The sequence below is a fragment of the Sphingobium lactosutens genome (genome assembly GCF_013393185.1).
GTDB lineage: Bacteria > Pseudomonadota > Alphaproteobacteria > Sphingomonadales > Sphingomonadaceae > Sphingobium > Sphingobium lactosutens_A.
In genome coordinates, this window is the sequence record NZ_QJQX01000081.1 from 11,552 (window position 1) to 31,175 (window position 19,624).

The 19,624-nt window shown below is 62.6% G+C and carries 19 protein-coding genes; 10 read left to right on the forward strand and 9 right to left on the reverse strand.

Going from position 1 to position 19,624, the window contains the following annotated elements:
• The 3 genes from DM806_RS23700 to DM806_RS23710 form a co-directional block, all read right to left on the reverse strand.
• A partial coding sequence (locus DM806_RS23700; RefSeq protein ID WP_179045619.1) for a transposase occupies positions 1 to 205 on the reverse strand: 205 nt, incomplete at its 3' end.
• Between the two features lie 267 nt (positions 206 to 472).
• On the reverse strand, positions 473 to 991 hold the full coding sequence (locus DM806_RS23705; RefSeq protein ID WP_179045620.1) for a glycine cleavage system protein R: 519 nt from the start codon (positions 989 to 991) through the stop codon (positions 473 to 475).
• Between the two features lie 228 nt (positions 992 to 1,219).
• Positions 1,220 to 2,143, reverse strand: coding sequence for a LysR family transcriptional regulator (locus DM806_RS23710; RefSeq protein WP_179045621.1), 924 nt, complete (start codon positions 2,141 to 2,143; stop codon positions 1,220 to 1,222).
• Positions 2,144 to 2,231: 88 nt separating this feature from the next.
• Between DM806_RS23710 and DM806_RS23715 the strand changes: the two genes are divergently transcribed.
• Together DM806_RS23715 and DM806_RS23720 are read left to right on the forward strand one after the other, a co-directional pair.
• Positions 2,232 to 3,266 carry an aldo/keto reductase gene (locus tag DM806_RS23715; RefSeq protein ID WP_179045638.1) on the forward strand — a complete coding sequence of 345 codons (1,035 nt, stop codon included), beginning with the start codon at positions 2,232 to 2,234 and terminating at the stop codon, positions 3,264 to 3,266.
• Positions 3,267 to 3,279: 13 nt separating this feature from the next.
• On the forward strand, positions 3,280 to 4,470 hold the full coding sequence (locus DM806_RS23720; RefSeq protein ID WP_179045622.1) for an MFS transporter: 1,191 nt from the start codon (positions 3,280 to 3,282) through the stop codon (positions 4,468 to 4,470).
• A gap of 171 nt (positions 4,471 to 4,641) precedes the next feature.
• On the opposite strand, the gene DM806_RS23725 is transcribed toward DM806_RS23720, so the two are convergent.
• From DM806_RS23725 to DM806_RS23735, 3 genes are all read right to left on the reverse strand, one after another.
• Positions 4,642 to 5,334: a nitroreductase gene (locus DM806_RS23725; protein WP_179045623.1), complete on the reverse strand. Its 693-nt coding sequence runs from the start codon at positions 5,332 to 5,334 to the stop codon at positions 4,642 to 4,644.
• Between the two features lie 6 nt (positions 5,335 to 5,340).
• Positions 5,341 to 5,964 (reverse strand): NAD(P)H:quinone oxidoreductase, encoded by a 624-nt coding sequence (gene wrbA / locus DM806_RS23730; protein ID WP_179045624.1) that lies wholly within the window; start codon positions 5,962 to 5,964, stop codon positions 5,341 to 5,343.
• 129 nt (positions 5,965 to 6,093) lie between these two features.
• Complete coding sequence (locus DM806_RS23735) at positions 6,094 to 6,513, reverse strand: MarR family winged helix-turn-helix transcriptional regulator (RefSeq protein ID WP_179045625.1); 420 nt, start codon at positions 6,511 to 6,513, stop codon at positions 6,094 to 6,096.
• Positions 6,514 to 6,647: 134 nt separating this feature from the next.
• On the opposite strand from DM806_RS23735, the gene DM806_RS23740 reads away from it, so the two are divergent.
• Positions 6,648 to 7,895, forward strand: a complete 1,248-nt coding sequence (locus DM806_RS23740) for an acyl-CoA dehydrogenase family protein (protein ID WP_179045626.1) — start codon at positions 6,648 to 6,650, stop codon at positions 7,893 to 7,895.
• 14 nt (positions 7,896 to 7,909) lie between these two features.
• Complete coding sequence (locus tag DM806_RS23745) at positions 7,910 to 8,398, forward strand: flavin reductase family protein (RefSeq protein ID WP_179045627.1); 489 nt, start codon at positions 7,910 to 7,912, stop codon at positions 8,396 to 8,398.
• Positions 8,399 to 8,418: 20 nt separating this feature from the next.
• On the opposite strand, the gene DM806_RS23750 is transcribed toward DM806_RS23745, so the two are convergent.
• Complete coding sequence (locus tag DM806_RS23750) at positions 8,419 to 8,922, reverse strand: MaoC family dehydratase (protein WP_179045639.1); 504 nt, start codon at positions 8,920 to 8,922, stop codon at positions 8,419 to 8,421.
• A 12-nt stretch (positions 8,923 to 8,934) separates the two neighbouring features.
• Complete coding sequence (locus DM806_RS23755) at positions 8,935 to 10,224, reverse strand: acyl-CoA dehydrogenase family protein (protein ID WP_179045628.1); 1,290 nt, start codon at positions 10,222 to 10,224, stop codon at positions 8,935 to 8,937.
• A gap of 323 nt (positions 10,225 to 10,547) precedes the next feature.
• Between DM806_RS23755 and DM806_RS23760 the strand changes: the two genes are divergently transcribed.
• Both DM806_RS23760 and DM806_RS23765 read left to right on the forward strand, forming a co-directional pair.
• Positions 10,548 to 12,734, forward strand: a complete 2,187-nt coding sequence (locus DM806_RS23760) for a TonB-dependent receptor (RefSeq protein ID WP_179045629.1) — start codon at positions 10,548 to 10,550, stop codon at positions 12,732 to 12,734.
• Between the two features lie 16 nt (positions 12,735 to 12,750).
• Positions 12,751 to 13,971: a cytochrome P450 gene (locus DM806_RS23765; protein ID WP_179045630.1), complete on the forward strand. Its 1,221-nt coding sequence runs from the start codon at positions 12,751 to 12,753 to the stop codon at positions 13,969 to 13,971.
• A 59-nt stretch (positions 13,972 to 14,030) separates the two neighbouring features.
• Here DM806_RS23765 and DM806_RS23770 read toward each other — a convergent pair whose 3' ends face one another.
• A complete protein-coding gene (locus tag DM806_RS23770; RefSeq protein WP_179045631.1) occupies positions 14,031 to 15,737 on the reverse strand; it encodes a sulfatase-like hydrolase/transferase in 1,707 nt (568 codons plus the stop codon).
• 145 nt (positions 15,738 to 15,882) lie between these two features.
• Between DM806_RS23770 and DM806_RS23775 the strand changes: the two genes are divergently transcribed.
• The 4 genes from DM806_RS23775 to leuD all read left to right on the forward strand — a co-directional run.
• Complete coding sequence (locus DM806_RS23775) at positions 15,883 to 16,473, forward strand: VOC family protein (protein ID WP_179045632.1); 591 nt, start codon at positions 15,883 to 15,885, stop codon at positions 16,471 to 16,473.
• 4 nt (positions 16,474 to 16,477) lie between these two features.
• Positions 16,478 to 17,629 carry an alpha/beta hydrolase gene (locus DM806_RS23780; protein ID WP_179045633.1) on the forward strand — a complete coding sequence of 384 codons (1,152 nt, stop codon included), beginning with the start codon at positions 16,478 to 16,480 and terminating at the stop codon, positions 17,627 to 17,629.
• 77 nt (positions 17,630 to 17,706) lie between these two features.
• A complete protein-coding gene (gene leuC, locus DM806_RS23785; protein WP_179045634.1) occupies positions 17,707 to 19,158 on the forward strand; it encodes a 3-isopropylmalate dehydratase large subunit in 1,452 nt (483 codons plus the stop codon).
• Positions 19,159 to 19,267: 109 nt separating this feature from the next.
• On the forward strand, positions 19,268 to 19,624 hold a 357-nt coding region (leuD, locus tag DM806_RS23790), incomplete at its 3' end, for a 3-isopropylmalate dehydratase small subunit (RefSeq protein ID WP_179044180.1).

Below are 19,624 nucleotides of genomic sequence, written 5' to 3' on the forward strand. Positions count from 1 at the left end.
GGCTCCACCGGATGAAGCGATTATAAATTGTCTTCGGCGGACCATAGTCGGCCGGCGCATCGCACCATCGCAAGCCATGCCTGATCACGAAGATGATACCGCTGATAATCCGACGGTCGTCCACCCGTGGCACGCCGTGCGACAGCGGAAAATATGGCTCGATCCGGCGCATCTGCGCCTCCGACAGCCAGATCAGATCACTCATGACGACGCCTCCTCACGGCGCCATTGAATCAACCAATCGCTTGATCGGCAAGAGGTTTAATAGGTCCTGAGCCTAAGGTCGTGCCTAAGCAAGCGTCCGTTGACTGTTCCACTTTTAGGGTGCCACCTTCGAACAGATTTGGGCGCCCAGAACCGAAAAGCGCTCCGTCCGTCCACATCTGGGGATCGGAAATCGGCAGCTGAATGGCCAGAAAGGGTCGAGAAGGTCGGTGTTGTGGGGCCGCTGTACTTCGCGTTAGATCTTCGTTCAGTTCGTAGCGGAAGCGAAATCGACCATAATCTCTCCCGATATGCCTTCGAGCGCCTCGCATACTGTGTCGGTGGAGAGATTTTCCGGAATCAACAGCTTCATTTTCCCTTTAAACAGCGGCGCGCCGGACCACGCGCTGCCTTCAATGGCAGTAGCAAAATCCTCGATATTAACTTCCAGCCCGGCGAGTACGGTGGTCACTTCACGAACGATTCCGGGGCGATCCTGCCCGACAATGTCGATTGTCAGCGATTGTCCTGTACGCTCGTCCGTTGTGGCAGACTCGATGATGTCGACTTTGATCCCGAACGCATCGATCCCGAGGACGGCCTTCTCTAGTTCATCCAGGCGCGTTTCAGGCAGTTCGACCAACACCGAGCCGACATATTTTCCGCCGAGCCGCGAAAGATGGCTCTCCAGCCAGTTGCCGCCTGCCGCATATACCGCATCGGCTATCGCGTGAGTAAGGCCGGGGCGATCACTGCCGACCACCGTCAGGATTACCGTTCGATCCATGATTCACCTCTAAGTTTGGCACTCTCCAGTAACCAACGATAGGATGTTTGGCTGCTTTTGGAGAGGCAAAATGTCACCCCGCCTCCAAAAAATGGACCACAATCAACGTCGGCTTTACGCAAGATTTCCATTTCTGAGTGGCCTGCAAGAGCCGTAGTATCGATGGCTGTTCAAGGCTCGTTTCGACTCTCAGATCGATATCACTCCTCGTTAAACGAGAACATCATTTCATTTCCCCGACCAGTGTAGATTCAATCTCGCAGCCAAGAAGTCCACAAACACCCGAAGGCGAGCTGGCACATTGGCACCGCCCAAAAAGACGGCATGGATAGTCTCTACGTCACCTGGATTATACGCTTCTAAAATCGGCACCAACTGACCCGAAGCAAGTTCGGGTTGCACGCTGAACCGACCAACTCGCGTGATGCCGACGCCATCCGCCGCAAGTTGCCCCAACGTCTCGCCATTATTGGCCTCGATCGTACCGCGGACGCTCAATGCATAGTCGCGGCCGTCCTTGCGGAAAGGCCAGACTGGCTCGGCTCGACGGAAATTGAAGTTCAGGCAATTATGGCCGTGCAGATCCTCGGGTATGATCGGCGTGCCATGGCGTTTCAGATAAGTCGGCGAAGCGACGATGACGCGGCCATTCTCACCCAGCTTGCGTGCGGTCAACGGACTATCGATGAGCGGCCCGAAGCGGATCGCGACATCTGCTTGCCCACCGGCGATGTCGACCAGCCGGTCGCTGAGGCTGATGTCGACCAATATGTGCGGATAGAGTTGCGCAAATTCGCCAAGCAGCGGCACGATACGCAGCCGGCCATGGGAATGGGCTGCGCTCACCCGCAGCCGACCGCGCGGGGCGCCACGATCGGCGATCGCCTGCTCGGCCTCGTCCAGGTCGGTCAGTATGCGTCGCGCGCTGCTTAGATAGGCTTGGCCCTCAGCCGTCAATGTCAGCGCGCGGGTGGAGCGCAGCAGCAGCCGAACCCCCAGCCGGTCCTCAATCCGATCGACCGCGCGACTGACCGCAGAAGGGGTGAGGCCCAGCAACCGTCCGGCGGCCGAGAAACTGCCTTCGGCGACCACGGCTGCGAAGGTTTCCAAGGCCCGTGCTCGATCGGTATGAAAGGGTGTCTTTTCATCCATCGCAAAGATCCTTCGCCTGACGGCCCACTAAACTGAAGCAACCTCCCATTCCATCTATGCGCGTATCACAGAATGGAAAGGGATAATGGTGGAATATCGGCAACTGGGGGCATCAGGTCTGCGCGTGCCTGCGCTGAGCTTTGGCACCGGCACGTTTGGAGGTTCGGGGCCTTTGTTCGGCGCCTGGGGCAACAGCGACGCGCAGGAAGCCCGCCGTCTGATCGACATATGCCTCGACGCCGGCATCACCCTGTTCGACACTGCCGACGTCTATTCGAATGGCGCGTCGGAGGAGGTGCTGGGCGCGGCTGTCAAGGGATTGCGCGATCAGGTGCTGATCTCCACGAAGCTTGGCTTGCCGACAGCGGATGGACCTAATGACTGGGGCGTATCGCGCGACCGGTTGATCCGGGGAGTCGAGGCGGCCCTGAAGCGCCTCGGCACCGATCATATCGACCTACTTCAATTGCATGCCTTCGATGCGTCGACCCCGGTCGAGGAATTGCTGGCGACGCTCGATCAACTGGTCAGTGCTGGCAAGCTGCGCCATGTTGGCGTCTCCAACTATCCCGGCTGGCAGTTGATGAAGGCGCTGGACGCGGCGGACCGTCATGGTTGGCCGCGCTTCATTGCGCATCAGGTCTATTATTCGCTGATCGGCCGCGCCTATGAGGCTGATCTGATGCCGCTCGCCGCCGATCAGGGCGTGGGCGCGCTCGTGTGGAGTCCGCTCGGCTGGGGCCGGCTGACCGGCAAAATAAGGCGCAACAGCCCGATTCCCGACGGCAGTCGTCTGCATCAGACTGCCGCCTTCGCGCCGCCAGTGGAGGACGAACTTCTCTATCGCGTTGTCGATGCGCTGGATGAGATTGCGGCCGAGGTCGGCAGGACGGTGCCGCAGGTCGCGCTCAACTGGCTGCTGCAACGGCCGACTGTCTCGTCGGTCATCATTGGCGCGCGCAACGAAGAGCAACTTCGCCAGAATCTGGGCGCCGTGGGTTGGTGTCTCACCGCCGATCAGGTCGCTCGGCTCGATCGGGCCAGCTATCAAATGCCGGCCTATCCCCATGCCCCCTATCATCAGCAGGCCGGTTTCGCCCGGCTGAACCCGCCACTTGTCTGACGGGAGGAACATCATGAAAATCAATCCACCCCTTCTCGCGCTGGCTGCCGGTGCCTTTGGTATCGGCGTCACCGAATTTGCGCCGATGGGCCTGTTGCCCGTCATCGCCGCCGACCTTGGCGTCTCCATTCCCGCCGCCGGCCTGTTGATCAGCGCCTATGCGATCGGTGTGATGCTGGGCGCGCCTTTGATGACGCTGACTACCGGCCGGCTGCCGCGCCGAACCCTGTTGATCGGCCTTACCGCCATCTTCACCGTCGGCAATCTGATCGCGGCGCTCTCGGGTAGCTATGCCATGTTGCTGTTCGCGCGGATCATCACCTCGCTCAACCATGGCGCCTTCTTCGGCGTCGGATCGATCGTCGCCGCCAGTCTGGTCTCGCCCCAGCGGCAGGCGGGCGCGGTCGCCGCCATGTTCATGGGGCTGACGATCGCCAATGTCGTCGGCGTGCCGCTTGCGACCTGGGCCGGCGAAGTCATGGGTTGGCGCTCGGCCTTCTGGGGTATTGCAGCGCTGGGCGTCCTGACGATTTTGGCGTTGCGCCTGACCTTGCCGGACATCCCGGCCTCGACCGATGGCGATGCGCGATCCGAACTGCGTGTGCTGATGCGTGGGCCGGTGCTGGCGGCGCTGTGCCTAACCGTTGTTGGTGCGAGTGCCATGTTCACCGTCTTCACCTATATCACGCCGATCCTGCGTGAGCAGACCCATGGCTCGATCGGCTTCGTGACCGCGATGCTCGTGCTCTATGGCGTGGGGCTGACGATCGGCAACTGGCTGGGCGGGCGCTTTGCCGACCGTTCGGTAGACAGAACCCTGATCGTGACGCTGGGCGCGCTGACGGCGATCCTCATCGCCTTCGCCTTTGCCATGCCCTTTGCCGGACCGACGGCGGTGCTGATCTTCTTGTGGGGCATTGCGAGCTTCGCGCTCGTGCCACCACTCCAGGTGCGGGTGATGAGCGCGGCCGGCGATGCGCCCAATCTGGCGTCGTCGATGAACATCGGCGCTTTCAATCTGGGCAATGCCATCGGCGCGGCGCTGGGCGGCGGGGTTATTGCGGCAGGGTTGAGCCTCCCCTTCGTCTCAATCGCGGGCGCAGTGGCATCGGCTATTGGTTTACTAGTCATCTTGAGTAGCTCTCAACATGCTTCATTCCGTGATGCGCACCTGCAACGGCATGAGAAAAAGAGGACTGTCTGAAGCCAGGAAGCCCGGATTGAGGCTAAGCGTCGTGAATGGGGCGACCGCTGAAATGGCCATGATGCGCCACACCTGGTCATTCTGGAACAAGAATGGCGTGCCGGAAAACTGCCATCGTAAATCTTTTCCGAACAAAATGTCGTCGCCCTTCTTGTCCAAGGGTGGCGACAGCTACTCATGCATGACGACCAGCTCTGACAGAGATGCCCGGTCAGTGATGGCGGCCGCAGAGGCGTGGCTGAAATCGGGATTGCCGAAACTGAGGCCAAACAGGCAGATGAGATCGTCGGAGACGCCCAGTTCGCGCTTCAATGCGCCTGAAAAGTGGCTGATCGCGCCTTGTGGGCAGGAGCCGAGACCGTGCGCGGTCAGAGCGAGCATCAGGGTTTGTACGTAGAGGCCGATGTCGGCCGCTTCGCGCAGGCCGAAATAGCGCGGCATGAAGAAGAAGGCCGCGTGCGGGGCATCGAACAGTTCATAATTGCGCAAGAAGGAGCGCGTGCGGGCGTCCCTGTCGCCCCGCTCGACGCCGGTCGCGCGAAAGAGAGTCATTGCCGATCCGATCCGCCGCGCCTGATACTGCTCGACATAATGGGACGTCAGCGGGACGTCGGGGTCCATGCGACCGCCCTGCGCCTCTTCCAGCAGCAGCGCGCGGACGCGGGACAGGGCAGATCCGGACACAACATGGGTGATCCAGGGCTGCACATTGCAATTGGAAGGCGCCTTGCCGGCGATGGTGAACAGGCGCTCGATCAACTCCGGCGCGATCGGTTGCGGCAGGAACGCGCGAACCGATCGGCGCTGGTTCACGATCGCTTCGAACAGTTCGGCCGATGACGGCGGCAGGGGAGGGTTGGTCATCGCTACTCACTCCATGGGATGTAGTCCGGCACCTTTCAGCGCAGCCGTGATAGCCGTGACATGGCGTCCCTGAAAGCGGGCAGCGGCGCATTCGGCGTCGGAGGGCAGGGCGCCCGGACGATTATGCGAGACGGCGGACGCGCCATAGGGCGTTCCCGCCTGGAACATCGCGGGATCGGCAAAGCCCGGCGGGACGATGACCATGCCGAAATGCGCCATCGGCACGAACAGGGTCAGGCTGGTCACTTCATTGCCGCCATGGGTGCTGCCCGAACTGGCAAAGGCCGACCCGACCTTGTTGACCAGCTGGCCCCTCGCCCAGAGCGCACCGAGGCTGTCGAGATAGGCCTTCACTTCAGCGCAGACGAGGCCGAAGCGGGACGGCGTGCCGAACAGGATCGCGTCAGCCCAGTGCGCGTCGTCGGCGACCGGCGCGGGATAGAGCGCGTTCATACGCGTCGCATTGTCGGCCCAACCGGGCACCATCGCCATCACATCGGGCGTCACCATTTCGCGCGCACGCCGGATGCGCACTTCGCCGCCGGCCGCGGCCGCGCCTTCCGCCACGGCGCGGGAGAGCGCTTCGGTCATGCCGTCGCGCGAATGGAAGACGATCAGGATCTTGGGCATTCTCGCATCTCTCCAACAGCCGCTGCCGCGTGATCGACGGCACTTTGACGGATGCTATAGTTGGGGTGGCGATATTTGTAAAATAATCTGACGTTAATTTGTACCTCTAAACCCTTCCTTGTCCAATTTTCAGACGCTTCGCCAGTCGATGCCCATGGCCGCGCGCACCGCTTTCATCCGCGCCTTGCCGATATGGCGTTCCAGCCGGCTCTCCAACGCCAGCAGGATCGTGCCCGCATCCTCGCGCAGCGGCCCCGATGACGGAGAGAAGGTCACGATCCGCGCTCGCCGGTCGCCTGGATCGTCTGCCACGCAGACCAAATCCTTCGCCACCATCTCCGCCAGCATCTGGCTCATCGCCTGTCGCGAGACGCCGAGATTTTCCGCGATCCGGGCCGAACGGCTCTCGCCATTGGCGAGATTAGCGAGCACCAGCGACTGGGCGCGGGTTACATCGTTCCAGCCCCTCGCCCGCAGCCCTTGCTGTAGCGCCTCGTCGAACCAGTAGATGGCTTTCACCAGATCGAGCATTAGCAGGTTAGTTGACATTCTTCCTTTGTGCTGAATTGCGCGGAATTTTGCAACCATGGGCTGCTTCCAGTATCAATAAATGTAAATATACTTGACAATAATTGTGAGTCGGAAACAATGGAGGCCAAAGCAGGATATGCAGGAGAGCCGCCATGAATGATTCGACTACCGCGCCCAGACTGGCGGATCGCCGCATCCCGCCGGGGGATGATTTCCTCTCCGCCGGGGAACTGGCGGAGTTGACGCCGGAACGGCTGATCGAGCGGACCCGCGCGCTCAAACCCCTGCTCGCGGAGCATGCGCGGGAGGCGGAGCGGCTGCGGCGGCCGGTCGATGCCATGTGGGCCGCGATCCGCCAGTCGGGCTATTTCTACCTGATGGTGCCGCGCCGGTTCGGCGGTCTGGAACTGACTCCCGACCAATATATCGACGCCACCCTGCCGCTTGCCGAAGGCTGCGCCTCGACCGGCTGGGTGGCGAGCTTCTGCGCCCAGCATAACTGGCTGCTCGCGCAATTTCCCGAGGAAACGCAGGCGGAGATCTGGGGCAGCCATCCCTATATCGTCGCGCCCAGCGTCGCCGCGCCGCCTGGCCGGGCGGAACCCGTCGAGGGTGGCTATCGCCTGACCGGCCACTGGAAATGGGGCACCGGCATCATGCATGCCGACTGGGTGATGGTGAACGCCTTCGTGCCCGGCGAGGCAGGGCCGGTGATGCACATGTTCATCCTGCCCGCGGGTGAGGCGACGGTGATCGACACCTGGCAGGTCGATGGCATGATCGGCACGGGCAGCAACGACATAATACTCTCCGACTTGTTCGTGCCTGCGCATCGGGCCTTTGCCGTTGGTCCCGCCCGGTCGGGGCGCGGCCTCGCGGCGCAATTGTATGACAATCCGCTCTATGCCTCGCCCATGTTGCCGAGCCTTGCCGTGACGGCGGCGATCCCGGCGCTGGGGGCGGCGCGATCGGCGGTCGAGCAGACCAAGGAGCGGCTCTCCGGCCATGTGAAGATGGGTAGCGAAGGGACGCAGGCGGAAAAGCCGGCGGCGCAGATGCGCCTTGCCCGCGCGGACATGCTGGTACGGTCGGCGGAACTGGCGATCCGCGATGCGGCGCGGCGCAATGTCGGCCTTGGCGTCATCGATGAGCCGGAGCAGACCGAAGCGCGTATCCAGCTGCGCGGCCAGATCGCATTTGCTGTCGGCCAGTGCCGCGAGGCGATCCAGACGCTGTGCGAAAGTTCGGGGTCTAGCGTTCACAGCCTCGACAACCCGCTGCAACGCGCGCTGCGCGATGTGCAGGTAATGGCGAGCCATGTCGTCTATGATCTGGACGTCGCCACCGAATTGCACGGCCGGGCACTGGTGGGGCTGGCGCCCAACTCGACGCTAACCTGACGGGGAGCAAGGGGATGACGCAATTGGCGCAAATTCCGGACGCCACGGCGCTGCGGTTGGCCATGCGCTGCGTCGCCGCCACCGTGGCGGTGGTGACGGCGCGCTTCGGCGCGGAGCTGAGCGGGGTGACGGTGACATCGGCGACATCGGTAACGATGGAGCCGCCGACCCTGCTGGTCTGCGTCAACCGGTCAACGCGGCTTAACGCGATCGTGCAGGCGTCGCGGCGTTTCGAGGTCAATTATCTGACGGCTCGGCATCGCGATGTGGCGGCGGCTTTTGGCGGCGGCACGGCAGGGGATCGTTTTGCGGTTGGGCAATGGGACCGCACGGCGCCCTCGCCGGCGCTGGCGGACGCGCTGGCCCGGCTCAGTTGCCGGTTGGACGAGACCGTGGAATGTGGCACCCACAGCATCTTCATGGGCAGGGTAGAGGCGGTCCATCTGGGAGATGGCGAACCGCTGCTCTATTGCCAGGGCGACTATGCCTGGCTGGCGGCCTGAGATTCTGCGCTCTGTTATCGTCACCCCAGGCTTGACCCAGGGGGCAGCTTTGAACGGCGCTCAGACCGTACGGCGGGCAGATACAGCATCACCGTTTCCGCCACGCAGGCGGGCCGTGTCTCGCCTTCGATCTCCACCGTCATCTCGCATGTCACCATGCGCCCCGCGCCGCGCGGTTCGACGGACAGTATGCGCAGCCGCGACCGCACGCGCAGGCCGGCCCTTACCGGCTGGGTGAAGCGAACGCGGTTGAGACCGTAATTCAATATATGGGCGACGCCATCGATGTGCAGCAGGTCGTCCATCATCGTGGGGAGCAACGACAGGGTCAGCAGTCCATGGGCGATGGTGCCGCCCAATTCCTGCCCGGCGCGCACCGTGTCGACATGAATCCACTGATGATCGTCCGTCGCATCGGCGAAAAGATCAATGCGGCCCTGCGAGATTTCGCGCCATGCCGATGGCCCGAAGGCGCGGCCAACATGGTCCTCCAGCGCGTTGAAGGCGATGCTATCGATCTGCATAACGTCCACGGCTCACTCTCCCCCGATAATCCGATGTGGACCGGCATAGCCGAACATCCAAGCCCCAACCTTACGCATCTGGATTTCCTCTGCCCCCTCGGTGATACGATAACGGCGATGGTGGCGGTAGATATGCTCGAACGGCTTGTGCCGCGAATAGCCGATCGCGCCATGCACCTGCATCGCCCGGTCTGCCGCCTCGCACACCAGCCGATTCGCCCAGAAATTGCACATCGACACCTTGTCCGACAGTTTTTCGGCCACCTCCGGCTTGGTCATCCGGTCCATGTCCCAGGCGGTCTTGCGGATCATCAGCCGCAGCATCTCGATCTGCGTCGCCAACTCGACCAGCGGGAACTGGATCGCCTGATTGGCGGCCAGCGGCTTGCCGAAGGGTTTGCGGGCGCGGGCATAGGCGATGCTCTGCTCCACGCAATAGGCGGCCGCGCCGAGCGAGGAAGCGGCCTGACGGATGCGGTTCTCGTGTACAAAATGCTGGGCGAGCGCGAGGCCCTCGTCGGGCGCGCCGAACATCGCGCTGTCGGGCACCCAGACATTGTCGAAGCGCACGCGCGGATGGTCCGTCGGCATGTTGAAGGTCCAGAGATATTCGGCGATCTCGACTCCTGGCGCATCGGCGGGCACGATCAGGCAGCTGACCCCGCGCGCGTCGCCCGGCTTGCCCGATGTGCGGGCGAACACCATGCAGTGCGTCGCCACATGCATGCCGGTGGTCCACATCTTCTCGCCTTTGATCCGCCAGCCGGGAACGCCGTTACGGCTTTCGCGGGCAGCGGTGGTTTCCATATGCGTCGCGTCGGAGCCATGATCGGGTTCGGTGAGGCCGAAGGGTAGGGCGCGATGCCCCTCGACCAGACCGGGAATGAACTCCGCCTGCTGTTCGACCGTGCCGAAGTCACGGAACATCAGCACCTGCGGGAAATTGCCGACGATCGAATGTTCGTTCTGAAGATCATTGTGCAGGCCAAGCCCCTTGGCGGCCAGATGCTCGCGGATCACCGCCATGGCGAGATTGCTGCCGTCTTTTCCCCCAAATTCGCTGGGCAGCGCGAAACGCAGATGCCCTGCGGCGTCGGCGCGGCGCTTGGCCTCGCTGAGCAGCGCCTCCCATTCGTGGCGCGGCAGGCCGTCGCGGTCCCAGTCGGTGCGCGCATGTTCGCGGCGATGGTCGAAAAAGCGCTCATTGTCATCGGCGGCCTGCAGGGGCGCGATCTCGGCGGCGATGAAGGCGTCCAGCTCGGCCAGATAGTCGGTTAGCGTGCTGGGCAGGTCGAAGTCCATATGTCTCTCCCGGAACCGGCGTGACTCAAGCCGTCGCCGCCACTTTGCCCATCCCGTCGCGCTCTGCGAAAATAATGTCAATAGATTTGATGAAAATTGATGGCGATTCGTGGAGCAGTGCTGAGGTCTGTTTTCTTATCATCTGTTTCCACGGGCCATGCCGAAACTTAGCAACGATTTTGAATGTAATTTCATGAAAATAAATAATATTATACTTAAATATGAGCAAAAATATCGACGCTTGCGCCGCCGATAAATGTCAATTATATTGACTGTTATCCCGACCATAAATCGGCAAATAAATGATGATTGGGGAGAGGCTTGTGAAGGTTGTCAGCAGGATCATTGCGCCCGGAAAAATCGGGCTTCTTCTCTCCTGCGTGTCGTTGGCGGCGATGCTCGCCCCGGCCGACGCGCAGGAGGCGGAAGCGGCGGACGCACCGGCCGTTCAGGAAATCATCGTGACCGCGCAGAAGCGGGCGCAAAATCTTCAGGACGTACCGATTTCCATGGCGGTGATCGGCGGTGAGGCGCTGACCCGCAATGGCGTCAAGGACTTCACCGAACTCAAGCAATATGTGCCCAATTTCTATGCCCAGCCTTCGCCGGGCAACAATGCCTTCTTCATCCGGGGCATCGGCTCGCCGCCGGGCAATCTCGCCGTGGAGCAGACCGTCGGCCTGTTCGTCGACGGCATTTATGGCGGCCATGCCCGCCAGTTTCAGGCGCCGTTCCTCGACATCGAAAGGATCGAGGTGCTGCGCGGACCGCAGGGCGCGCTGGTCGGCAAGAATACCAGCGCGGGCGCAATCAGCGTCATTTCCGCCAAGCCGACGCGCGACTTCATGGCGCGGATCGACGGTTCGGCCGAGTTCGAACTGGGCGGCGGCAGCGTGCAGGGCGTCGTTTCCGGCCCGCTTAGCGACGCACTCGCCGCGCGCATCGCGGTGCGCTACGAAAAGAGCGACGGCTATACCCGCAACAGCCAGCTTAGCGGCAACGAACCCAAGCGCCAATCCTTCTTCGCGCGCGGCACTTTGCTCTATGATGCGGGGCGGGGGCTGGAGGTCATCGCCAAGCTGGAGGGCGGCCATGTCGACATCACCGGAACCGCGGTGGAGCGTATCCAGACTGCCGCCGATCCTGACCGCGTCCGCGCCACCAGCGGCTTTCCCGGCTTCGTCGACAAGGATTTCGACAATACGGACAGCCTGAACGGCTCGGTGACTGTCAATATCGACATTGGCGATCATGTGCTGACCAGCATCAGCGGCTATTCGCATTACAAGTTCGATAAAAGGCTGGATTCCGATTTCGGACCGGCACCGCAACTTGCGACCGGATTTGGTGAAAAATATGACCAGTTCTCGCAGGAAGTGCGGATAGCCTCGCCTACCGATCATCGCCTTGAATATGTTGTCGGCGGCTATTTCCAGACCAGCGATTACCGGCTGATCGGCGACACGCGTATTCGGGTGGGTGCCTATAATGGCGGTAGCTACCGCCGCTTCGATCAGGACAATATCGTCTGGTCTGGTTTTGGGCAGTTGACCTATAAATTCTCCAGCAGCTTCCGCCTGATCGGCAGCCTGCGCTACACCTATGACCGGAAGACGGCGGATCAGGAGCGCGCCAATACAGGCGCCGTCCTGCCGTCATGGATCGCCACGCCACTGTCCGGCCGGCGCGTGGAAAAGGAATGGGATCCCTCGGCCAGTGTCCAATGGGAGCCGAGCAAGGCGGCGATGCTCTATCTTTCCTACGGCCAGGGTTCCAAGTCGGGTGGCTTTGTCGGCGCTCAATCGACCACTACAGCAGCCCAGTTCCAGATCGAGCCGGAAAGCTCGGAAACCTATGAAGTCGGCGCCAAGCTGGCGCTGTTCAATCGCAAGGCGTTTTTCAACATTGCACTGTTCCATACCGAGTTCAAGGATTTGCAGGTATCGAGCTATGACGCGGTGTCGGCCAGTTTCATCACCGCCAATGCCGGGCAGGCAACCAGCAAGGGCGTCGAGGCCGACCTCAGTTTCCCGATCCTGGACACGGTCAAGCTGACAGCCTCCGCCGCCTATCTCGACGCCCACTATGATGATTTCCCCGGCGCGCCCTGTTTCTACGACAATCCGACCTGCAACCCGCTCAACAATAATGCGGCGGGCAAGCCGGTGCCACTGAGTTCCAAATGGAGCGGCGCGGTGAATGCCGATCTCGACCAGCCGGTGACGGACAGGCTGCATCTGCTCGGCAATGTCGGCATCAGTTTCCGCAGCCGGACCTATCTCGAAACCTCCTATAATCCGGCCGCGGCGCAGAACGGCTTTGCCAAGCTCGACGCGCGGATCGGCCTGCGCGATGCGGACCGCCGCTGGGAAGTGGCGCTGGTGGGCAAGAATTTGACCAACAGGACGACTTCCTCCTTCGCCTTCGCCGTGCCCTTCGCAGCGTCGCTGCTCGGCAAGTTCGTCGATCCGCCCCGCACCATCGCGGCGCAGTTCACGCTCAATTTCTGACAGGATGGCGGAGGATATGACGCTCGGCGATTTCAACCTGCTGGACCCGGCCAGCTTCGTGGCGGGGCATCCCCATGACGCCTATGACTGCTTGCGCCGCGAACAGCCCATGTTGCTTCACCCCGGATCGGACAAGCAGCCGCCTTTCTGGCTGCTGACCCGCTATGAGGATATGCGCGTTGTCTCGCTCGATGCGGTGAACTTCACGTCGAGCCGAGGCTTTCGCATTTCGACCGACAACCGCCTGGCGATGGCGCCGGAGATCGGTCAGGCGCTCGCCCGCTTCATGCTGGCGATGGACCAGCCCGAACATAACGCCTATCGCGCTTTGGTCAGCCCACTCTTCATGCCATCGGGCATCAAGGCGGTAGAGACGCGTGTCCGTGCGTCCGTCACCGAACTGATGGACCGGCTGGAGGGCGCGGACAGCGCGGAGTTCGTCGCCGAGATCGGCGCCATCGTGCCGATCAAGACGATCTGCGCGATCATGGGTATCCCCGCGGAGGATGAAGGACGGATTTTCGACTTCACCAATTCGGTGTTCGGCACCGACGACCCGGACTATGCGCCCAGCATGGAGGAGGCGAACCGCCGCTATCTCAATATTTTCGACTATGGCTGGCAATTGCTGGAGGCGCGGCGGCGCGATCCGCAGGACGACCTCATCAGCCGCATTGCCAATGGCCGGATTGACGGCGCGCCGCTGGGCGAGATCGAGCAGAAGAGTTTCTTCTCGAACATGCTGGCTGCGGGCAATGAAACCACACGCAGTTCGCTGTCCGGTGCGATCTGGGCGCTGTCTGTATTCCGTGACGAGCGCCGCCGTCTGATCGCCGACCCTTCGCTCATTCCCGGTGCGGTCAATGAGATTTTGCGCTGGTTCAGCCCGGTTCTCCAGATGGCGCGCACCGCGACGCAGGATGTGGAGATTGGCGGAACGCTGGTGTGTGCGGGCGAGCGGGTGGCGATGCTCTATGGCGCGGGCAATCATGACCCGGCGATGTTCGATGATCCGCACCGGCTCGACGTCACGCGGGCCAACGCCTCGCGCCATCTGACCTTCGGCTATGGCTTCCACCATTGTCTGGGATCGCGGCTGGCGATCCTGCAATTGCGGCTGATCCTGGAGGCGTTTTTGGCCCGCTATCCCGAGTATGAGCTGCTCGACAGCCCGCGCTATATCGCGTCCAATTTCGTCGGCGCGATGAAGGCATTGCCGATTTCGCTCAACGGTTGAGCGCGACGATCACCCAGCCTCGGGCTTCGATCGGCGGGAGCGATCGAAGCCCGTTTTTTTTACGCCGGAAGCGTATAGGCACCGCGATATTCCTTGCCCCGGTCCTCGCCGATTTCCGTCTCGATCAACGCATTGGTCATGGCGTTGAGGCGCAGCATCGTTGCCCGATGGGCGTGCGGCATCGTCGCCAGATTGACCAGCTCGTCCGGGTCCGTCGCCAGATCATAGAGTTCCAGATCGTTGCGCGCGGTCAGCGTCGCCCAGTCGCGTGGCAGATGGTGATCGGCGGGCGCGAAATAGCGGGCGAATTTGTAGCGGCCGTCGAACACCCCGCGATGCAGCCGCCGCAGGGTGAAATCCGGCTTGGGCAGCGGCTTCGACTTTTCCGTGCCGGCCGGCACGTCGGGCGCGTTCCAGCCATATCCGACCGCATAGTTGAACAGGATGCCGCGGCTGTCCCGCTCGGTCCGCGTGGCGTTCTGGTGCAGCACGGGGCTGAGATCGACGCCCCTGAGCGCGCTCCACTGGCTCCTGATCCTATCCGCCGACACGCCCGCCATGGACAGGATCGTCGGCGCCAAATCGACGGTGCTCGCCAGATTGGGGACAGTGCGCCCGCCCGCGACATCCGGGTGGGCGATATAGAGCGGCACGCGCAGATCCTCGTCATAGACGGTGCTGCCCTTCTGCCGCATCCCATGCGCGCCTGCCCGCTCGCCATGGTCGGACGTGTAGATGATGATCGTATTGTCCGCCTGCCCGGACCGTTCCAGCGCGTCGAGCAGCAGCACCAGTTGCCGATCCATGTCGATCACGCAGTTGAAATAATAATTTTGGAACCGCTCCCACGCAGCCACGTCGCTGCGCGGCAATTCGCCATATAGGAACACCATCGACGCCAGTTCGGCGCGATGCGCCATCGGCTTGGTTGATAGATCGTCGGCATGGAAACTGCGGGGCAACGGCTGCTTCCAGTCCTTGCGATAGATAGGGTGGCCCGGCGCGCCCATCAGCGGCGACACGAAATTGGGGGCCACCCGCGTCTGTTCCTGCCGGCCGGTGGCGTCGAACCACATGATATCATGCGGGTTGACGAAATTGACCGCCAGGAACCAGGGCTTGGCATCCGCGCCCGCACCTACATCCGCTTGGGCCTGATCGTAGAGGAAGGCGGCGGCGTCGGCGGCGGTCGCTTCGTCGCGCTGAAATCCCTCCCACGTCAGCCCGGTCTTGTCGCCGTCGAAATTGAACTGGGAAAAGCCGTATTTCTCAAGATAATCGGCGTCGTTGGGATAGTCATGCACCCGCGCATCATAGCGGCGATCCTCATTGGTCAGGTGCCATTTGCCTTTGTAAGCGGTGCGATAACCCGCCTGCCGCAGCATATGGCCGATCGTCGGAATCTCCGGCGGCAGTTCTGGATAGGGCGCTGAATTGGGGTTGAGATAGACGCCGGTATGCTGGGTGTGCTGCCCGGTATAGATGGTCGATCGCGACGGCCCGCAGGGCGCGGTGTGCACGAAATGATTGTCGAAGACGGTGGCGCGCGCCTTCAGCCGGTCATGCCCCGGCAAGGGCAGGGCGGCGGGCAGCCGGGCGCGTTCCTGATCGGTGACGATAAACAAGATGTTGAGCGGGCGCGTCGCGCGGGCCAGCGCCGAAGCCGGCGCGCCCCGTGCGGTCGCCGCAGCCATGGCGCCGGTCGCGAACAGGTTCAGAAATTCCTTGCGCGACCAGCCGCTCGTCGCCTCGTCATTCTTCGCCATCAGGCGCATCCTCCATTTTTTTCGAACCCGATCCTGCCCTGAAATGACGCCTGCTGCAATGGCAATGATGTAAAACCATTTGACAAAAATATTCGCAAAGGCTGCAATGGCGTCATCGGAAGAAACAATCCATCGGGAGAGAATCATGGCAGTCCCCCTTCCTGCCGCCGCGCCGCTCGGCAAAATGCATCATGTGGCCTTTCGCTGCCGCGATGCCGAACAAACACGCTGGTTTTATAGTGAAGTGCTGGGCCTGAAACCCGCCGCTGGGGTGATCCTGGATACCGTGCCGGGGCTAGGCGACGACACGCCCTATATGCACATCTTCTTTGAGCTGGGCGACGGATCATTTGTCGCTTTTTTTGATGCTCCGGAAACCGCCGATCCGGCCTGGTTCGAGCGCAAGGACAGTTTCGACATGCACATCGCGCTGGAGGCGAAGGACGAGGCCGACATGCTGGCGATGCAGCAGCGCATCCGCCACTTCGGGATCAAATGTGCCGGGCCGATCGACCATGGCTTCGTCCGTTCGGTCTATATGTACGACCCCAATGGCATCCAGGTCGAAATCACCGTCCGCACGCCCGATCATGACGCCGTGATGGCGGAGGAGGCGGCGGTGCTGTCGGCGCATCTGGCCCAATGGTCGGACCGCACCTACGCCACCAAGATCGCCCGTTTCGGCGCGGACGCCATGGTCCTGCGCGGTTCCGCGCCGCGCAAGGGAGAGGACTGAATCCATGAAATATGAGCGTATTCCCTATCTCGTTATCTTCGACGAGCGGTCGGCCTTCAAGGACACCTATAGCGGGCAGGTCGGCAAGGTGGTGCTGGAAGCACATCTGCTGAAGCCCGAAACGCCGTCCGACACGGTCGTCATCATGATGCACCCGATCGGCGGCGGCGCCTGGCTTCCCTTGCCCAGCACATTGGCGAAGCTCGGCCAGCATGTCATCTATTGCAACAGCCGCTATCGTGGGATCGACAATGCGCTGATCATGGAGAAGGTCGCGCTTGACCTTGGCGCCTGTATCCGGGACGCCAAGGAACGGCTGGGCTACAAGAAGGTGATATTGGGCGGATGGAGCGGGGGCGGCGCGCTCTCGCTCTTCTATCAGGCGGAGGCGCAGCAGCCGACCGTCCGGGCGACCCCGGCGGGCGATCCGATCGACCTGACCGCCGCGGGGCTGATCCCGGCCGATGGCGTGATGCTGCTCGCCGCGCATCTGTCGCGCAATCTGACGCTGACGGAATGGATCGATCCGTCCATCACCGATGAACGTCGGCCGTTCGACCGCGATCCGCAATGGAATATCTACGATCCAGCCAATCCGGCAAAGCCGCCCTATGATCCGGCCTATATCGCCGCCTATCGCGCCGCGCAGATCGCCCGCAACCGGCGCATCACCGCCTGGGTCAAGGAGACGCTGGCCGATCTGCGAAGGCAGGGCCGCGAGAATGAAGAACGCGGTTTCGTGGTGCAGGGGACGATGGCCGATCCGCGCTTCCTCGACGCGACGCTGGAGCCGAGCGATCGGCCGGACGGTTGGTGCTTCCTTGGCGATCCGCGCATCGTCAATGACGGGCCGGTCGGGCTGGCACGCTTCTCGACGTTGCGCAGTTGGATGTCGCAATGGGCCTATGATGAGTCCAATGCGGATGGCCTGCGCTGTGCAGCGCGCCTTTCCGTGCCATTGCTGGTGATCGAGAATAGCGCCGACGACGCCTGCACGCCCAGCCATGCAGCGCGGCTGATGGCGGCGGCGGTCAATGCGCCGCAGACCCATCATGTGATCGAGGGCGCCAATCATTATTATTTCGGCCAGCCCGAAATGGCGGGCGAGGCTGCGCGGGTGGCGCAGGACTGGATCGCAACGCAGTTCGGGCGCTGACACGGGAGGGGAGGCGATGGCTGCTTCCCCATTCTGCATCGGCCTTCCTATGAATAGAAAGAATGCTTGGCTGTATCATGCCTCAAAGCCGCACCCTCTATGAGAAGATCTGGGACGCGCACGTTGTCGAACGGCGTCCCGATGGCACCTGCCTTATCTATATCGATCGTCACCTCGTCCATGAAGTGACGAGCCCGCAGGCGTTCGAGGGGCTTCGCCTCGCCGGCCGTAAGGTGCGCCGGCCCGATCTTACGCTCGCGGTGCCCGATCATAACCTGCCCACGACCCCGCGCCGCGACGCGCAGGGCAATCGCATTCCCATCGCCGATCCCGAAAGCGCGCAGCAGCTGGCCGCGCTGGAACGCAATGCGCCCGAATTCGGGGTCCGCCTGATCGGCGACGCTGATGCGGAACAGGGCATCGTCCATGTCGTCGGCCCGGAACAGGGCTTCACGCTGCCGGGCACGACTTTGGTCTGCGGCGACAGCCACACCAGCTCTCATGGTGCGCTGGGCGCGCTGGCCTTCGGCATCGGCACGTCGGAGGTCGAGCATGTGCTCGCCACCCAGACGCTGCTGCTGAAACAGTCGAAGACGATGGCGGTCGTCGTCGATGGCGAACTTGCGCCCGGCGTCACGCCCAAGGATGTGGCGCTGGCGATCTGCGGCACGATCGGCACGGCGGGCGGCACCGGCTATGTCATGGAATATCGCGGCTCCGTCTTCCGCGACATGTCGATCGAAGGGCGCCTGACCGTCGCCAATATGTCGATCGAGGCGGGCGCGCGCTCGGGCCTGTTCGCGCCCGACGAAAAGACGTTCGCCTATCTGCGCGACCGCCCTATGGCGCCCAAGGGGGCGGATTTCGACGCAGCCGTCGCCTGGTGGAAGACGCTCGTCACTGACGAGGGCGCGGTCTTCGACAAGACCGTGGTCATCGACGCCGCCGACATCGTGCCCAACGTCACCTGGGGCACCAGCCCGGAGGATGTCGTGCCCGTGACCGGCGTGGTCCCCGATCCGCAGAGCTTCGCCGACCCGTCCAAGCAGGCCGCCGCCCAGAAGTCGCTCGACTATATGGGCCTCGTCGCCGGGCAGCGGATGGAGGATGTCGCGATCGAGCATGTCTTCATCGGCAGCTGCACCAACAGCCGGATCGAGGATCTGCGCGCCGCCGCGTCGCTGCTCAAGGGGCGCCATATCGCCTCGGGCATCAAGCATGCGATGGTCGTCCCCGGCTCCGGTCTGGTCAAGCGGCAGGCGGAGGAGGAAGGCCTCGACCGCATCTTCCTCGACGCCGGTTTCGAATGGCGCGAGCCGGGCTGCTCGGCCTGCCTCGGCATGAACCCGGACAAGGTGCCCGCGGGCGAACGCTGCGCCTCGACCAGCAACCGCAATTTCATGGGCCGTCAGGGACCGGGATCGCGCACCCATCTGGTGTCGCCCGAAATGGCGGCGGCGGCGGCCATCACCGGCCGCCTGACCGACGTTCGCGCGATGTTGAACGATAAAGAGGGGATGGTCGCATGAAGAAGATTTTCTGGCTGCTGACGCTGGGTGCGCTCGCCAGCGCGGCGATGGCCGCGACGCTGGGCCGCGCCGAAGACACGCCGGCGGCTGAGACGAAGAAGGTTCATTGATGGAAAAGCTGAACGTCGTCGACGGCCGGGCCTATCCGTTCGGCATGAAGAATGTCGACACGGACATCGTTATCCCGGCGCATTGGCTCAAGACCATCTCGCGCTCCGGCCTTGGCAAGGGCGCGTTCGAGGTGCTGCGCAAGGAACCGGGCAACGTCTTCGACGATCCCGCCTATGCCGGCAGCCCGATCCTGATCGCGGGTGACAATTTCGGCTGCGGCTCCAGCCGCGAACATGCCGCCTGGGCGCTTGGCGACCTCGGCATCAAGGTGGTGATCGCGCCCAGCTTCTCCGACATCTTTTCCGGCAACGCGTTCAAGAACGGCATCCTGACCGTGGTCCTGCCGCAGGACGCG

Coding starts and splice junctions, on each gene's coding strand:
- DM806_RS23705 (WP_179045620.1), bottom strand. CDS start 991: ATGGATCGAACGGTAATCCTGACGGTGGTCGGCAGTGATCGCCCCGGC.
- DM806_RS23710 (WP_179045621.1), bottom strand. CDS start 2,143: ATGGATGAAAAGACACCCTTTCATACCGATCGAGCACGGGCCTTGGAA.
- DM806_RS23720 (WP_179045622.1), top strand. CDS start 3,280: ATGAAAATCAATCCACCCCTTCTCGCGCTGGCTGCCGGTGCCTTTGGT.
- DM806_RS23725 (WP_179045623.1), bottom strand. CDS start 5,334: ATGACCAACCCTCCCCTGCCGCCGTCATCGGCCGAACTGTTCGAAGCG.
- wrbA (WP_179045624.1), bottom strand. CDS start 5,964: ATGCCCAAGATCCTGATCGTCTTCCATTCGCGCGACGGCATGACCGAA.
- DM806_RS23735 (WP_179045625.1), bottom strand. CDS start 6,513: ATGTCAACTAACCTGCTAATGCTCGATCTGGTGAAAGCCATCTACTGG.
- DM806_RS23740 (WP_179045626.1), top strand. CDS start 6,648: ATGAATGATTCGACTACCGCGCCCAGACTGGCGGATCGCCGCATCCCG.
- DM806_RS23745 (WP_179045627.1), top strand. CDS start 7,910: ATGACGCAATTGGCGCAAATTCCGGACGCCACGGCGCTGCGGTTGGCC.
- DM806_RS23750 (WP_179045639.1), bottom strand. CDS start 8,922: ATGCAGATCGATAGCATCGCCTTCAACGCGCTGGAGGACCATGTTGGC.
- DM806_RS23755 (WP_179045628.1), bottom strand. CDS start 10,224: ATGGACTTCGACCTGCCCAGCACGCTAACCGACTATCTGGCCGAGCTG.
- DM806_RS23765 (WP_179045630.1), top strand. CDS start 12,751: ATGACGCTCGGCGATTTCAACCTGCTGGACCCGGCCAGCTTCGTGGCG.
- DM806_RS23770 (WP_179045631.1), bottom strand. CDS start 15,737: ATGGCGAAGAATGACGAGGCGACGAGCGGCTGGTCGCGCAAGGAATTT.
- DM806_RS23775 (WP_179045632.1), top strand. CDS start 15,883: ATGGCAGTCCCCCTTCCTGCCGCCGCGCCGCTCGGCAAAATGCATCAT.
- DM806_RS23780 (WP_179045633.1), top strand. CDS start 16,478: ATGAAATATGAGCGTATTCCCTATCTCGTTATCTTCGACGAGCGGTCG.
- leuC (WP_179045634.1), top strand. CDS start 17,707: ATGCCTCAAAGCCGCACCCTCTATGAGAAGATCTGGGACGCGCACGTT.